This window comes from Pseudomonas sp. LG1E9, from assembly GCF_003290225.1.
In the GTDB taxonomy this organism is placed as follows: Bacteria; Pseudomonadota; Gammaproteobacteria; order Pseudomonadales; family Pseudomonadaceae; genus Aquipseudomonas; species Aquipseudomonas cyclaminis.
Map to the genome: position 1 here is coordinate 992,016 of NZ_CP029983.1, position 15,813 is coordinate 1,007,828.

Sequence of the window (15,813 nt, forward strand, 5' to 3'; positions counted from 1 at the left end):
CGTTATCTATTACCAAACGTATCGGCTTTGAAATATGTTGCGAGATGTGTTCTTTGACGATGCGCGACAGGTTTTTTGTCGTTTTCAGAAAGGCCGTAGGCCGTTGCTTAGAATTATTTCGCCTAAATACAGACGATTCACGAAATTGACACATAGTTCAACGCGCGACTAGGATTGCGTCCAACGCCTGTGGCTAACCGCCATGACTCATCCAATAAGAAAAGGCCCGCGCCATGTTAAGTCGTCCGCGGGCCTTCTTTTTTTCGGAGAAAGTCGACACCAGAAAATGCGACATGGAGCCTGGTGTCACTACGCGTACTCAACCAGAAATAAGGAATACAAGAAAATGTTGAAGCAACGGATGAGTCTGATCGCTCTGGGGATTTTGAGCGCATCGGCAGCAATGGCAAACGACCAGGAGCAATCCAAGGGTTTCGTTGAAGACAGCCACCTGAACATCGCTGCACGTAACGCTTACATCAGCCGTGACTACAAAAACGGCAAGCAAGACAAAGCCGAATGGGGCCAGGGCTTCATCGGCAAGTTCGAGTCCGGCTTCACCCAAGGCACCGTCGGTGTAGGTGTGGATGTGATCGGTCAATACGCGATTCGTCTGGACGGCGGCAAAGGCCGCAGCGGCGCGGGCGGTATCGACTTCTTCAAGAAAGGCGCCAGCGGCGCAGCAGCCGACGACCTGTCCAAAGGCGGCGCGGCGGTGAAGTTCCGCGTGTCGAACACCGTGCTCAAGTACGGCGATCAAATGCCGGCCGTGCCTGTGCTGCAGTACGACAACTCGCGTCTGTTGTCGGAAACCTACACCGGCACCTCGATCGTTTCCAAAGAGATCGAAGGTCTGCAACTGGATGCAGGTCGCTTCACCAAGGAAGCTCGCAAAAGTGCTGAAGGCACCGACAGCGGCAACCTGAAAAACATCAGCTACCTGGGCGGCAGCTACAAGTTCACCGAAAGCCTGTCCGCTGCGCTGTACGCGTCCGACATGGAAGACGTGCTGAAGAAGCAATACGTCAACGTGAACTACGTACTGGCCCTGCCAGAAAAGCAGTCGCTGACGTTTGACTTCAATGGCTACAAAACCAAGCTGGACAAGAGCTTTGCCTCGCAGCGCGGTGATGAAGACGCACGCGACAACAAAATCTGGAGCCTCGGTGCCACCTGGGCTGTCGGCCCGCACACCTTCACCCTGGCCCACCAGCGCAGCACCGGCGACACCGGCTACCTGTACGGCGGCTATCGCGATAATACCCGCGACACCGGCATCGGCGACGGTGGCAACACCATCCTGCTGGCCAACTCCTACTGGTCCGACTTCAACGGCAAGGACGAGCGTTCGTGGCAAGCCGCGTACGGTATCGACTTCACCACCTTCGGTGTGCCTGGCTTGAGCTACAACGTGGCCTACGTGCGCGGTACCAACATTGACGACGGCAGCGGCCGCGGCAATGGCACCGAGCGTGAAATCTTCAACCAGTTCAAATACGTCGTTCAGAGCGGTCCGGCCAAAGACCTGAGCCTGCGTGCTCGCGCCTCGTGGTTGCGCGTTTCCAACAACGCCAGCAACTACAACGTTGGTGGTAACGAACTGCGTCTGTTCGCCGACTACCCGATCAACGTTTTCTAAGTGATCGCACGTCGCGCCTGATTCAAGGTGATAAAAAACCCCGACTGGTTCGGGGTTTTTTTATGGGCGCGGATCAGTCCTCGCGGCTCTGTAAAATACTGCGGGCCAGCGCTGCATTTTTGTAATCGAGCATCAAGGACAGCCCCTCGTAGGGCTCGATCTTTTTATTGTCGATACAAAGTTGTGCCATCAGCAGCAACACCTGGCGTTTCTTCTTATTGATGCGCACACCGGGTACGCCGAACGCCGCTTTGCGCGTCGCAGGTAAGGGCGCCTCAGGCGTCAATTGCAGCGTTATCCAAATACCCTGGACGAATTGCAGCGAGATCTCTTCGATATGTTCGATGGGCAGCGGCTGCGCCAGGTTATTGAACACAAAATGCTCAGGCGTCAGGCGCAATGCGGTCTGCGGCGCACGCTTGAATCGACGGATGCCCAGCCACAGGAGGCCCAGCCCGACAACACCCAGGCACGCACCTGCGCCGACCGCCGACAACGGCGTGCCTTTCAAACGCTCCGGTGCGAGCCAGACCCGGCTCAGGATAAACACCCCACCCAGCACAAAGGGCAGCCCCGCCAGCGCCATCAACGCGCCTCGCCATGCGCTGCCCTCATGCAATGCACGCTCGCCTTCGGCCGACGCGGCCAGGGTTTCCAGCAGGTGGGTATGCTCGGCGTTCTCCGACACTGCCACTTCCATCACATCGCCAGACAACTGCTCGCGCAGTGCCCGTGGCGCGCTGAAGCAGGCATCGATGTGCGCATTCGCCGCGTCGCTGTCCACCGTGCGGGTTGCGCTGCGCAGGGCATCGTCCAGCGACACGTTCAGCGCTTGCAGGCGTTCGCCGTTGGACGGATGGGAGTCGGTTGGATGGGGTTGATGGATCGCCAGGGCTTCTGGCGGCAGTTGCAATGGACACTCACGCAAAGCCGCGAGCACGGCGTCGGGCAGATCTATCGCCGACCCGGCTTCACACACCGCCAACAATGACTCCTCAACGTGCGGCTGCAACACCGACACCCGCAACAGCGCCGACGCCGCTGCGGCATTGCCGACCAGCCGCGCGCCGGCCGCATCCGCCAGCAATTCGCGCTCGCGGCTCCAGTGGTTCACCGCGTCATCAAAGCGCTGCATGAAAAACACACCGAACATGAACGACGGCCGCATCAGCCGTCCCTGGATAAAATCGCTGGCCAGCATCGTGTCCAACAGCGCTTCCAGGCTGCGATTGACCCCGTCGTAGATTGGTAAAAAGCGCAGGCTGTAATCCGTGTCCTGCCCCGCAAAGTGCGCCAGCTCATGGCCGATCACCGCGCCGACTTCCTCGTGGCTCAGCAGGCCCAGGTACAGCAGCGGCAGATGCAAGGTGCGCCCGCGCAGCCCCGTGTTCGCCGGTTGCACAGTGGCCGCGCTGGACGTCACGTAAAAGCCCTGGGCCAGGCTCACCACAATATGATCCGGCGGCAGCGCGCCGAGTTTGCCCGCCAGCTCGTTCACATGGCGCCACAACCCTGGCGCCTGTTCGGGCGTGACCACCTGCCCGAACATCTCCAACGGTTCAGGCATGAACATCCCCAACATGTGACGCAACTGTTTAAGCAACTGCCAGATCGAGTACAAGCAAAACGCCGCAACCACCCCCAGCACCGCCATCAGCTTGACCTCGCCACTGCCCAGCCGGCCGATATGCCACATCGCCAGACCTTCGTAGCTCAACGCCAAAGCAACCGCTGCCGCCATTGCCACCACATGGCTGACCAGCACGTAAGGCAACAAACGGCTGCCCAGGGAGAACACGTGCAGCAACCTTTCTCGCGACTGCCGCGCCCGGCGTCCGGCCCAGTGCGTGCTGGCCAGCGCTGCCACACCGATCAATGCCGCCAGCAGGCCCAGGCCGAAGACCCACGGTGCGAGGGCGCGTAGCACGCGGTTGATCTTATGGGCCGTGGGCAGTTCGGATTCGATTTTTTCCAGGCGGGAGAGGGCCAGCTGTACGCTGATTTTTTCATGGGTCAGATCGAGCATGGTTGCCGGATCCTTGGCCGCCAGCGCCTGGAGTTGCTGTTTAGCGATGTCCACGGTGATGTGGTAATCGATCATTGCAGTGGTGGTTTCGTCAGCACGCTGACGCTCCCAGCCACCGAGGGCGGCCAGCAACAGCGGGAAAACGACCAGGAGGCAGATCAGTTTCAGGGCGTTCATGGGAGTCCGTTCACGACGCGGAGGGTGTTCAGGTTTATACCGAAAAAAGCGTTCCAAGCCGAGGCGCGCTTCTGTGGGATTGGGTATCTACAACGCTCAATGTGTGGCCCACAACCCTGTAGTGAGCGGGCTTGTCGAATCGTCGCACCGCCCGCGCGCCGGGCTGCGCAGCAGCCCCAATAAAGACACTGAGATTTTCCTGTTAAAACCCAGCGCCTGGCTATGGGGCCGCTGCGCAGCCCTACTTACAGCCCGGTATTCCCAGGCGCCTCCAACACCTTCACGACATCATCAATCACCGCCTTGCTCATCTCCTGCAAATAATGCGACGCCCAGGCATAGCGGTCCGTCTCCTTCGTCATCGCCGCATCTTCGGCGAGCAGCTTGGCAACGTGGAGCAAATCGGAAACATGGTGCAAGGCTTCATGCAGGGAAACACCGCTGTTGACGCGGAACAGAGGTTGGTCGGAGTGAAAGGAGAAAGGGGTGACGCCGAGGGTGGTTAACGCAGATGGATGTGTAGCGGTCATTGGTGGAACTCCCGTATCGATTGAGAGCTACCACGTTCGTTCTCAGGCGAATGGGTGGCAGCTGTGCGCAGGCTGAGAAACCGGAGATACAGGAACCCGGCAGACCCGAAGGTCTCCCACGCACAGCCGCCATTGCACGAATTTTAAGGCGAAAAAAAAACGCCTTCAAAATCGGGTGTTGGGGGCGCTTGGTGCGCCTGCATCTTGCCGGGTTCTCAGGCCCGATCGCTGAATTGGCAGCGATGGGGGGAGGTTAGCGTGGTGAGCGGTGAGGAGCAATCGGGAAAATAGATTGGTTGATTTTTCAGTTTGTCTTGAAGGTTTGCCACATGGCGGGATGTCATTATTTTTTATGGGTAGGCCATAATTATTGGCAATACATAATTCAGCATAAAGGATGGAATCTGGAGTTTTGGCGCGAAAAGGTGTGATTCAACAGGTAGGGAGGTGAAGCGGAAGGGCTGTTTGAGGATGAATATCCCAGAAAAAACGAAGCCTCTGCATTTTTGCAGGGGCTTGGTTTTACATGGTGGCACCAGGAGTCGAACGATCTAATAAGTTATTGAATTAGCTGATTAATACTTAAAGACCTGTGCGATTCTACCTCTAAAACTACCTCAAGGTCCTCGTACGCCTGAGGATCTTGCTTGACGTTACTAACGGCGAAGGGCCGGAGTTGCCCCCACAGCGGCCGGTCATTTGTCTATGAGAGTTGGGCCGTTGATGTGTCAACTATCAACCACGTTAGAGTTAGAGTAGGTCCATGGTGGCCATGGAATCAGCCATGCGGTAGCCCATCGCTTTGTAACCCGCCTGGCGCTTATCCCACATCCTCAGCAGCGCGACATTACCATCGTCAACGAAGTCGATCACTCGCACGTCGGTCTTATCGGCGTGCGTTCGATGCAACCGCCCCGCATATTGCTGAAGGATTCCTTTCCATGAGATGGGCATCGCCAGCACCAGCGTGTCCAACGGCGGGTGATCGAAGCCTTCACCTACTAGTTTTCCTGTTGCCAACAGCACCCGTGGAGCATCTGGGGGAAGGGACTCAAGCTCATGCATACGGGAAATGCGCTGTTTCTTAGGCACTCGTCCATGAAGCGTGAAAAGGTTATGCACGCGCGGCTTCAATTCTAATTCAAGGACATCCACATGTTCCGTCCGCTCCGTTAACACTAGAATTTTTCTACCCTCGCTGTACGCCTGCTCAATCTCCGAGACGATTTTGGCTGTCCGCTCAGAGTCGTCGGCTAGACGCCGAAAAACGTCCTGAATCCCAAAGCCGTCGGGGACCACTATTGGTTTGGGCAGCAATCGAGGCACGACAGAGAGGTCATGGGGCGCACTCGCAGGTCGAGCAGCAGAATGTCGGATCGGTCCGCACTGCATGAAAATAATGGGCTGCTGCCCATCTCGGCGCACTGGGGTTGCAGTGAGTCCCAGTACGTACCGCGCTGTAGCGCTTCTCAGTAGTGCCTCGAATGACACTGCTGATATGTGATGACACTCATCAACGATGATCTGGCCGTAATTTTTTACCTGATCGCTGATCTCGCCTTTTCGCGATAACGACTGCATTACGGCAATGTCGATGATGCCTGTAAGTTTCGCTTTTCCGCCCCCAAGAGTACCAACGACACCATTCCCGACTCTCAAGAACGCCTGCAAGCGCTCTTGCCACTGCCTTAATAGTTCTGTCCGATGCACAAGCACCAACGTGTTAATGCCACGTGCGGCAATCAACGCAGCAGCACTCACTGTTTTACCGAAAGCTGTCGGTGCGCAGAGGATACCGGTGTCATGACTTAGCATTGCGCTGACAGCAGCCTCTTGGTCAGAACGCAGGGTCCCGAGAAAGCTCACGTCGATGGGGTTGCCCGCGAAGCGTTCGTCTTTAAGAATAGGGGTAACCCCGTTTTCCTCTAAAAGCTCCAGCGCAGCATCCAAACAGCCACGTGGTAACGCAATATGTTTGGGGAAGTTCTGGGCACAGCCGATAATCCTTGGCTTGTTCCACACTGACATGCGCATGGCCTGAGCTTTGTAGAACTCAGGATTTTGAAAGGCAGCGAGCCGGACAAGCTGGTTTGCCAATGGCTGTGGCAATTCCGACTTTTCAAAGTAAATTAAGTTAGCCAGCGTGATGTTGACAGCAGCAGGCAACGGGCATGTCAATTTACGTGATCTCGATTCACGATCTTTCCAAGGTTCTGCATCACCTTCGTCATCGACATAGGCGACCCCTAGAGGGTCCCGATTACCCATCGCCTGGCTAATAACGGGCTGGATATCTTCTGGACTCATGCGCTGAATCGATGCCAGGAAGGCCCATTGATCAGGATGAGGCTCAAGCGAGTCGTCTACAAAAACGCTATTGTTTTGGGCTCTGGCCCGCTTTTGTAAAGGGAGCGCGATGAGATTTCCAAAGCCGCCTTTGGGCATATAGTCCTGGTTTGGAAACAGTCGATCATAGGAGCTGAGCGCCAACTGGCGGGTGCGCTCACAGGCACGACTGATGATTGCGGCACCGAGGCGGCGCGCATCGCAGGCAGGAACATTACGCTCAAAGAAAATCCAGCCATGAGCCCCTTGGCCTGAGCGCGATATTTCCAGCGCCACCGGGACGTTCAGCTCATGGCACGACTGTACAAAAGCTTTGGAATCATCACGCCATTCGGCCTCATCGAAGTCGACTGCCAAAAAATAACAAGTGTCATCAGAGAGTAGGGGGTAGATACCAACGACCACTTCGCCCGCCAGATGGCGATAGACCACCTCATCGGTCAGCGGAAGCAGCTGGCGGTTACCGCAGTCGCCACATTTAATTCGGGGCTTCTCACAAACACCAGGCTTCCATTCGTTTGCGCAAGCGGGTGCGTATCCTGATTTGCCTGCCTTGCTTTCCCAGCGGATGGGATAAACGTCCGTCCTACCACGAAACAAGCTTCGGAATAGGGCAAGCTTTCCATCAGTATCGAGTTGCTGTGATTGTTCTGCTTGGACAATCGCTATCTTGACTGGCTCAGCAGGCGGACGCCATTCGATGCCATGAGCATCCAGCAAGGCAACCAATCTTGCATTCTCAGCCCTTAGCTTCGCCACCAGACTAGTGTCTATCACCGCCTTCAGCCTCTACGTCTCAGGTGAAGCCTGTAGCCTTGAGCTACAACCCTCAGTCCATCAGTAAAACATAGAGGTTATCAAACAACAGAGGTTAGGTTCAGGGGCTCAAGAAATCCGCCCTAATCCCAATCAAATTGTTGGCTGGCTCAATCTGCCAGTTAGGGATACAGAGCGCGCAGTTGCTGGCATTCGGCTAACGTTGAAAATTCCAGGATTTTCCTAGGCGCAGAGTGATCAGGCTTGTGGTCAGCAGGTAGTAGTAGCGCGTCGATTTCGAGTTTGAGTTCATGTGGTGGTTCAAAAACCAAACGAGATGCTTTCTTTGCCATGTCCATGGATTATCTCGGTTCCAGCGTTCAGAAATGGCTGCTTGAATAGTCTTGGCCTGGCGGATGTGACGTTCTCGTGTGGCATGTGCTCCAGTCAGTGCCCCAGCCAAGAAGATCTCCATATCGAATGGTTTATTCATACCCGACCACCGATGTACGCCGATACCACGTCGATTCGACCGTGTCCCAGCTCATAGCTGATTTGTAAGCGTGCCTCTCGATCAAGGCATGGATCGAGGCGCCTACCCCTGCCACCGTTGATGGGCGCTAGGTGATGGGTGATCTGCTCATAGCGTTCGCATGCATAAGCCGCGCGCAATTCGTGGAAGCCTTTGAGGTTGTGCGTATGGAGGATGTCTCGGGCGGGGCGTATGACACTCGGTTGGAAATCGAGGTAGCTCTCGTTCGGTGCCAGCAGGTTGCGGCTACCGTCGGGAGAGACCTGTTCGGCGTACCTGAGCGCTTCGCGAATATGGTCATCCACCCTGATCCAACGAGGCGCGGTTGCGCCGCCGCGGCCACCTTTGGTGCCATCCTGGATGTTGATCTTGTCGTAGTGTTCGGCTTCTCTTCGCAGGCGCGGAAGGTCGGCCAAGATGGCCTCGCGCAAGCACATGCCGGTGGCTCGCGCCAACTGGGCGATGGCCGCCGCACGCGGCATTTGGTGTTCGCAGAGCACGTCGAGGATCCGCTTCACGTGTTCGCGGTCTTGGCCTTGCGGCACCGAGCGACGAACACTGTTCCGCCGCATTCCCAGCGTCTTGCTCGGACTGGGCACTTTCACATACTGATCACCGCGAAGTGCGGCCATGGTTCGGTTTACGCTGGACAACCGGTTTTGCGCGGTGGCGATGCTGATAGCGCCTTGTTCAACTTGGTGACGCAGATGACCGGCGTAGTCCAGCAAGATCCGCCAATCAATTTGCCTCGCATCGTTAAACCCGGGCCCATCCTCAGACCGACACCATCGTACAAATGCCAGCCAACGATCACTGTGCGCTTTGACGGTCCCGTAATGCCCTCCGCCGAACATGTCTTTTAACGCCTGCGGCCCGGCATAACTCAGTTGCCGGCCATAGCCAAAATTGCGCCCGCCACGTTTACCTACCAGTGCCATGATCGAACTCCTCTCGAAGCCAAAAAGTTTCAAACCTTCCTCACGTCATCCCGCCACGAATGTTGAGTGTTATCAGGGATCAAGGCCCCTGCGACCTGTGAGGGTTGTCCTCTAACGCAGGACTGGCGGCTCTTTACGACCGGGAGCTTGGGCATCTCATGATCTGACCTCCTGAACACTTCCAAAAAGAAGTGGGTGGGTGGAGGCTGCACTGGCTGACGAGACCAATGCCGCGAGATCCTGAGTCGGGTGAAGGCAGTGATGCGATGACCGGGGCATGCCTGACTGTCAGTCAGGTGCAGTCCATTCCTTGGGCTGCGGCACCATCATCGGCATCGCTGTTGCTGGTGACTTCGGTGTTTGTCACGCCGATTGTCACGAGGGGGAATGCCGCAAAGCCTTGTACAAGTTGGGCTGCAGCAGCGGTAGGAGCGCCCGTCTCTTTCCGGAAGAAAGAGACGGGCGCAGGTTGGCGCAAGGAAATGGCCAAGCGGATAGGTTGCTGCAGGGCAGCTATGCAAGGGGATGAGTTGCCGCAGTGGGCACACTGGTAAAAGTAGGCATCCATCACATCGCTGTGACCGTGCGAGCCGCCGGACGCTAATCGCACTTTGGGAGAACCACCACGGTGTGGCGTAGCCTTAAAGGTTCTGGCTACCTGGGTTGCTGTCAACGACAGCACTTGCCCGATCTTTTCTACGCCTGTGGATAATTTGGGTCAAGGCTCGAATTTTCGGGAATTCTGCGGCTGTGGATGAAATTATCCACCGGTGGAAATCAGTGGTTTTCCACAGACAGTTGCGTGGGCTTTAGATTTTTTAAGTGAGGTCCATCCAAGCAGGGCGGCTTTGCAGCCCCGCTTGGATGGACCCGCGTGGACAAGCGGGTCATCGAGATTTCGAGAACGTACGCTTACTTTACTACGCCGCGATTAGCTTTTGGCCGTGTGATGTTCGCGCAAAGTCGTGAGGAGTGACATCCTCCTGCTGATTGGTGACTGGAAATCGGCTCCACCAGTTGATGATCAGTCTCCGCTCGTCGAGTTGCGTGCGACTATGGAAGACTGAGTACAATCCCCGCACGTATGTCTTTTCTTCGACCTTTTGCAGCTACGTGAAGCAGGCTGATCATTTAGGAAGTCTTTGATGTCACTCAATCCCCACACCCTTGAAGACCTGCCCTCGCTGGTTGAATCTGTCGAGCTCGAATGCAAGCTCGCTCAGGGGCAGGATGGGAAGGGAGAGTTGCCTAAGGATTTCTGGTTAACCTACTCCGCTTTTGCTAACACTCAGGGTGGGGTGGTACTGCTTGGCGTGCGCGAGAAGGATGGGCAGTTCAGCGTTGCAGGCCTATCAAATATCGAGAAAGTACGTACTGACCTGTTCAATACCCTCAACAATCCGGCCAAGGTCAGTGTCAATCTGCTGACTGACCGGGAGGTGGTCGTAAGAGAGCTGGAGGGCAAGCAGGTACTTGAAGTGAAAATCCCGGCGGCTTCGCGTAAGCAGAAGCCGGTATTTCTCAATGGTCAGCCGCTAGGTAACACTTATCGTCGATTACATGAGGGTGATCGGCGTTGCTCTGAGGAAGATGTTCGCCGCATGTTCGCAGAGCAAGTGGAGGACTGTCGGGACGAGCGGATTTTGCCAAATTACGACTTCGCAGACATCGATCCGGACAGTCTGCGTATCTACCGCCAGATGCTTAGCGACATAAAGCCAGGCCATCCAGCGCTGGAGCACCAAGGGATTGAGTTTCTCCGACAGATAGGCGGCTGGCGAAAGGACCGAGCGAACGGAGTCGAAGGGCTGACTCTGGCAGGTTTACTCATGTTCGGACGCTGGCTTTCGATCCAAGAGAGTGTGCCGCATTACTTTGTGGACTATCAGGAGCGGCCGTACGCCAAAACAGAACTACGTTGGGTGGATAGGCTCGTCCCTGATGGAACCTGGTCAGGAAATCTGTTTGATTTCTACCGGCGGGTTTATCGCAAGTTGGTTGAGGACTTAAAGGTACCGTTCGCTCTCAAAGGTGATCAGCGCCAGGATGACACACCGGTACATGAAGCTCTGCGCGAGGCTTTGGTTAATACCTTGGTCCATGCCGACTATACCGGGCGGGTTTCTGTGTTAGTCGTGAAGCGTCCTGACTTGTTTGGTTTTCGCAATCCCGGCGGCTTACGTTTACCCCTTGAGCAGGTGTTGCAAGGTGGTACCAGCGATTGCCGGAACAGGCTAATGCACCAAATGTTTCTTCTTATCGGCCTTGGCGAGCGTGGTGGTTCTGGGGTTCCAAAAATCTACAGCGGGTGGCGCAGCCAGCATTGGCGACCGCCAGCCCTTTATGAAAAGCCCGAGCCCGAGCAAACCCTGCTTGAGCTTCGTATGTTGGACTTGCTTCCTGACGGGGTGGTGGAGCAGTTACGAGAGCGATTTGGAGTTCGTTTCGAGAGCTTGGAACATACTGCCAGGTTGATTTTGGCCACGGCCGCGATTGAGCGGGTGGTCAGCCATAATCGTCTCCTTGAGATTTGTGATACTCATGCTCATGACTTGAGCCAACTGCTTGCGCGGTTGGTACGCGAGGGATTCCTTGTGCCCGACGGGCGCTCACGGGGCATGATTTATCACCTGCCGGGTGAGCAACTGCCTACGCCGGAGCAAGTGTTCGCAGGTCCGCTACAGAGCTCTGAACATTACGCCGGCAGCTCCGAACATAACGGGACTAGCTCCGAACATAACGCAGGTAGCTCCGAACATAAGGTCGAGCTGGATATGCAGCGAAACGATGATGGCTGCTTGTTGAGCGATCATATTGACGCGCCGCTGATCGATGCTTTGGACAGGCTTGATGCAGGGTTTCGAGAAAAGCTCGAAATACTGGCTGAGGAGCCGCGCAATCGAGAGCGCATGCAAAAGGATCGTATGCAACAGGTGATTATCACCCTATGCAAGGAACACTATCTGACGCTCAACGTTTTGGCTAATTTGGTAAAGCGCAGTCCAGATGCCCTCCGTCAGCAGTACCTGAATGGAATGGTGAAAAGTAGGCAGATTCAGTTGGCATTTCCGTCCAAGCCGACTCATGAAAGGCAGGCGTACAAAGCGTACGTTGGTGGGCAGGACGAGGAGTAGGCTAACGGCCTACTCCCTCAAGCGGCTTTTCGCCTTGAGCCGCGTGACGTTCGTCCCGGTCTGGTTTGCAAATTCGTGTGGGGTGACATGCTCCTGTTGATTCGCCTCAAGGTACCGGATCCACCAGTTCATGATCAGCCTGCGCTCCTCAATGAACTCGGCCTTGTGGATGTATGCGGCGCGGACGTTGTTGCGTTCCTTGTGGCTCATCTGCCGTTCAATGGCTGTCTCCGACCACAATCCTGACTCAATCAGCGCGCTACAGGCCATCGACCGAAACCCATGCCCGCATATTTCGGCTTTGGTGTCGTACCCCATCTTCCTGAGTGCGCTGTTCACCGTGTTTTCAGACATGGGTTTCCAAGGCTTGGCATCGCCTGCAAACACTAGGTCGAATTCGCCGGTGAGGGCGTGGATCTGTTCAAGCAGGGCCACGGCTTGCGGCGATAAGGGTACAAGGTGGATGTCCCCGGCCATCTTCGTACCCCTTGTTGAAAAAGGTACTCCGTCCAACGCGGGTCGAGTGTCCGGTATCTCCCAGGTGCCGCGTTTAAGGTCGAATTCGCTCCAGCGGGCGAATCGCAGTTCGCTGGAGCGTACGAACACATGCAGCGAGAGCATGACCGTCAGCCGGGTAAGTGCGCGGCCTTTGTAGGTGTCGATACGTTCCTGCAATTCAGGCAGACGCGATAAGGGTAGAGCGGGGCGATGAACCACTCTCGGGGCTTTGATCAAGCCTTCAAGATCGTAGGCAGGGTTTGCCGTGATCTGCCGAGAACGCTTCGCCTCGCGCATGATGCTTTGCAGGTAGTTTTGTACCCTTAAAGCGACGTCAATCGTGCCACGCTTCTGGATCGCTTCCAGAGGTTGCATCAGGTCATGGGTGTCCAGATCGACAATAGAGCGAGCGCCGATCAGCGGGAAGACATGGGTTTTGAGGCGGCTCAGGACGGTCTTGGCATGGCCCGGAGCCCATTTGGCAGACATCGCTTTGTGCCAGTCCAGCGCGGCGCTTTCAAAGGATCGGCCTTTGATTGCGGCCTGCGTCTTGGCTTGGTGTTTGGTCTCTATGGGGTCGATGCCTTTCGCAAGCATCCGCTTGACCTCCAGGCGCTTCTTGCGCGCATCGGCGAGGCAGACCACGGGGTAGTTGCCGAAGGAGGTCAGTCCTTCACGACCATCAGGTTTTACATACCTGAAACGCCAGCCTTTACGGCCATTGGGTTGGACTAGAAGGTAGAGGCCGTCGCCGTCGAAAAGCTTGTAGGCGCGGTCGGTGGGCTTGGCTGAGCGGCAAGCCGAATCGGAGAGTGGGGCAGTGGTGCGCGACATAAGGGTACTCCTCCCTTTATCGAATGACCTTATCCCTATCTTTATCCTTAAAACGGCTGGTATCCATAAGATTTTGGCGGAATCCGACGGAACACCAAAACGAAAAAACCCGCCAGAAGGCGGGTTTTTCGGGGGTTCCAGAGATTTTGAAAGCCTTCTCTGGAACCTTGTATGGTGCCGGCACCAGGAGTCGAACCCGGGACCTACTGATTACAAGCTAGGTGCTCAAAACATAGAAATCAGTGAGTTACGTGATTCCTTGTTACGTGCTGGCGCGCCAAAACCCGCGTAGAAAGCGGGCGATAGTACTCTTGTTACGTGGAGTTTCCTCAGTTCCCTGACGGTGAGACGGTGGGGATGCTCAGGTCATAGACGTCCATCATTTTGGGATCTCGGTGACCGCTGGCTTCCTGCTTGTCCGCCCGAGTGCCCACAGTGTCTGTAATGCCACGTCGTTTCAGGTCGTGAAGGGCAAACCGCTGTTCTGGCGTGATGAACTCGTCCGCCAGTGCAAGGGTGATGAAGCGTTGCCAGGCCGTGTCTAGGCTGGTTTTGCGAAGTGGTCCACCATGGCTGGCCACGATGATGTTCCTGCGTGACGGCATGATCGGAATTGCCGTTTTGCGCTTACCCCATACCTTGGCCCGATAAGCTTTAGCGTTGTCCCAAGCTTTGCGCAGACGTGGCGTCCAGCGCACGATGTTGTCCCGACTGCCTTTGCGGCGGTTGGTCATTATTCCGCTTTCCAGCTCGTTTTCGTCGGTGAGCGTCACAACCTCGATGCCGCGCAACCTGCAGAGGTACGCTAGCTCCATGACGTAGCCAAGGTATTCGGGACAGCCGCCTTTCTCGTTGCGCTGCAGCAAACCTCTGGCAATTGCCCGGTCGATGAGAGCATCCATAACCAGGTGATTCGGCAGGCGGCGCTGTTTGCGCTCCACGGGCGCTTCGATGCCTAGGGCTGGGTTCACTTCCAGGAAGCCGCGATTGCGGCCCCACTGCAGTACACGGCGCAGGTACCGCAACGCGTGCGCGGCTTTCGACGGCGTACCTTCATCCGCCAGTCGGTCAACGATTCGCTGCACCAGGGCAGAAGTGAATTTCCGAACAGCCAGATCCCCCAGCGGTTTTCCCAGCTTGGTGGGAATGTTCAGAAGAACATCGCGGGAATAGCAATAGTCGTCGTGGGTTTTTGAACTGAGCTTTTTGTAACGATCACTGTCGTGGAACTGTGCGCAAACGTAGCGAAGCGTTCCCCGGCCAACGTTGGACGCCTCGTCCATGATCTGGTGCAGCTCTGCCAGCGAAACGCTCGCCGGAGCAATGTTACGCCGGCGCTGTTTGCCCGTCTCGTCACGATGAAGGGTGTACCAGACCCCTTCGTTTCGCTGGTCAAAGTAAACGGCCGCTGGCAGAGCGGCCTGATCGATGTGAGCGGGAATGTGCGGATTATGCTTCCGCTTTCTTGCTTTCCTCATAGGATGTCGGCGTCGTACCGCTCTGCAGCGGCAGGCTCCAAGCCTGCGGCATGGTTGATAAGGTCCAGCGTTGTCCATGGTCCGGTACGGCCACGGAACAGCCGGACGCCCTGGTCGATCAGCGAGCGTTCAACATCAGACCGGCGTTGGTAGCCGGTGATGCGCTGCAGATCGGTGAATACCAGGACGTTGTCCGATCGGGAATTCATTGCTTGCCCTCTGTAAGCTGGAGCACCCCGGGCAGTCTAGCGCTGCAACCGGGGCATGGTTGTTAGAAGTTGGGATGCAAACTGCTGGACTATTGATTGCCCAGAAGCTGCGACACAAATGCCCTCTCAACTGCAGTGAGATCACCTTGCAGGTGTGCCATGGTGGTGACCGCCTCGAGGCGGATCCTGGCGTCGGGTGTCTTATGGACCTGGTAATCGAAAAGCGCGGTACCGACGATGCGGATGGCCATCAGGTGTCGAGCTGCTTGCATGCTATCGGTCGGCCCTGTGGTAGCCTTATCGCTGCTGCTGCTTTGGTGCTGTGCTTGCATGGTCTTGCCCTCAGTGGTGGCTGGTGTCGGGGAGCTGTAACTCCCCTGCACCGTTCTAATTACCGGCGTTCGCCGGAAGTTTTTGGTTGCACTTGCCTAACCAGGTGAATCACCAAGTTCTCCAGCTCGATTACTTCGTCCATGGCTGACTGCCATTCCAATACCGCCTGGATCTGCTGCCTTGTGCACTGCAGAACCAGAAGCTCTTTCTCCGTGGCACCACGGACTTCCAGAATCTCGACCAGGCCAGCGGCGCTATATGCCTCGGCGTGTACCAGCTGGCTGGCCTCGCCAATCCACTGCTGCAGCTCCATCATGTGTTTGAGCTGTTTCGTAGCGCCGTCCCGACCTTCGCCGGTGATAATTTGTATGTGCATTGGTGTT

Annotated in this window: 12 protein-coding genes; 2 read left to right on the forward strand and 10 right to left on the reverse strand. The window is 56.3% G+C overall.

The genetic code is table 11. The annotated features are described in order from the left end of the window. Positions 1-346: 346 nt before the first annotated feature. On the forward strand, positions 347-1,639 hold the full coding sequence (locus DNK50_RS04800; RefSeq protein ID WP_099584434.1) for an OprD family porin: 1,293 nt from the start codon (positions 347-349) through the stop codon (positions 1,637-1,639). 73 nt (positions 1,640-1,712) lie between these two features. Here the strand turns inward: DNK50_RS04800 and DNK50_RS04805 are convergent, their stop codons facing one another. From DNK50_RS04805 to DNK50_RS04825, 5 genes are all read right to left on the reverse strand, one after another. After that, positions 1,713-3,842, reverse strand: a complete 2,130-nt coding sequence (locus DNK50_RS04805; RefSeq protein WP_112192965.1) for a M48 family metallopeptidase — start codon at positions 3,840-3,842, stop codon at positions 1,713-1,715. A 245-nt stretch (positions 3,843-4,087) separates the two neighbouring features. Next, a complete protein-coding gene (locus tag DNK50_RS04810) occupies positions 4,088-4,372 on the reverse strand; it encodes a DUF3077 domain-containing protein (RefSeq protein ID WP_112192966.1) in 285 nt (94 codons plus the stop codon). Positions 4,373-5,122: 750 nt separating this feature from the next. Beyond that, positions 5,123-7,495, reverse strand: a complete 2,373-nt coding sequence (locus DNK50_RS04815) for a DEAD/DEAH box helicase family protein (protein WP_099584437.1) — start codon at positions 7,493-7,495, stop codon at positions 5,123-5,125. A 196-nt stretch (positions 7,496-7,691) separates the two neighbouring features. After that, positions 7,692-7,967: a hypothetical protein gene (locus DNK50_RS04820; protein WP_080932528.1), complete on the reverse strand. Its 276-nt coding sequence runs from the start codon at positions 7,965-7,967 to the stop codon at positions 7,692-7,694. After that, positions 7,964-8,944, reverse strand: a complete 981-nt coding sequence (locus tag DNK50_RS04825) for an integrase domain-containing protein (RefSeq protein WP_112192967.1) — start codon at positions 8,942-8,944, stop codon at positions 7,964-7,966. Before DNK50_RS04825 ends, DNK50_RS04820 begins: the two co-directional genes overlap by 4 nt. Before the next feature lie 1,145 nt (positions 8,945-10,089). Between DNK50_RS04825 and DNK50_RS04835 the strand changes: the two genes are divergently transcribed. Continuing rightward, positions 10,090-12,078, forward strand: coding sequence for an RNA-binding domain-containing protein (locus DNK50_RS04835; RefSeq protein ID WP_112192968.1), 1,989 nt, complete (start codon positions 10,090-10,092; stop codon positions 12,076-12,078). A 9-nt stretch (positions 12,079-12,087) separates the two neighbouring features. On the opposite strand, the gene DNK50_RS04840 is transcribed toward DNK50_RS04835, so the two are convergent. The 5 genes from DNK50_RS04840 to DNK50_RS04860 all read right to left on the reverse strand — a co-directional run bounded on the left by DNK50_RS04840 (position 12,088) and on the right by DNK50_RS04860 (position 15,806). Further along, a complete protein-coding gene (locus DNK50_RS04840; RefSeq protein ID WP_112192969.1) occupies positions 12,088-13,410 on the reverse strand; it encodes an integrase arm-type DNA-binding domain-containing protein in 1,323 nt (440 codons plus the stop codon). A 329-nt stretch (positions 13,411-13,739) separates the two neighbouring features. Further along, complete coding sequence (gene xerC / locus DNK50_RS04845) at positions 13,740-14,888, reverse strand: tyrosine recombinase XerC (protein WP_112192970.1); 1,149 nt, start codon at positions 14,886-14,888, stop codon at positions 13,740-13,742. After that, positions 14,885-15,097, reverse strand: coding sequence for a hypothetical protein (locus DNK50_RS04850; protein WP_112192971.1), 213 nt, complete (start codon positions 15,095-15,097; stop codon positions 14,885-14,887). The genes xerC and DNK50_RS04850 overlap by 4 nt, the downstream gene beginning before the upstream one ends. A gap of 89 nt (positions 15,098-15,186) precedes the next feature. Beyond that, positions 15,187-15,429 (reverse strand): hypothetical protein, encoded by a 243-nt coding sequence (locus DNK50_RS04855; protein ID WP_112192972.1) that lies wholly within the window; start codon positions 15,427-15,429, stop codon positions 15,187-15,189. A gap of 59 nt (positions 15,430-15,488) precedes the next feature. Then, positions 15,489-15,806, reverse strand: coding sequence for a hypothetical protein (locus tag DNK50_RS04860; RefSeq protein WP_112192973.1), 318 nt, complete (start codon positions 15,804-15,806; stop codon positions 15,489-15,491). Between the last annotated feature and the right edge of the window lie 7 nt (positions 15,807-15,813).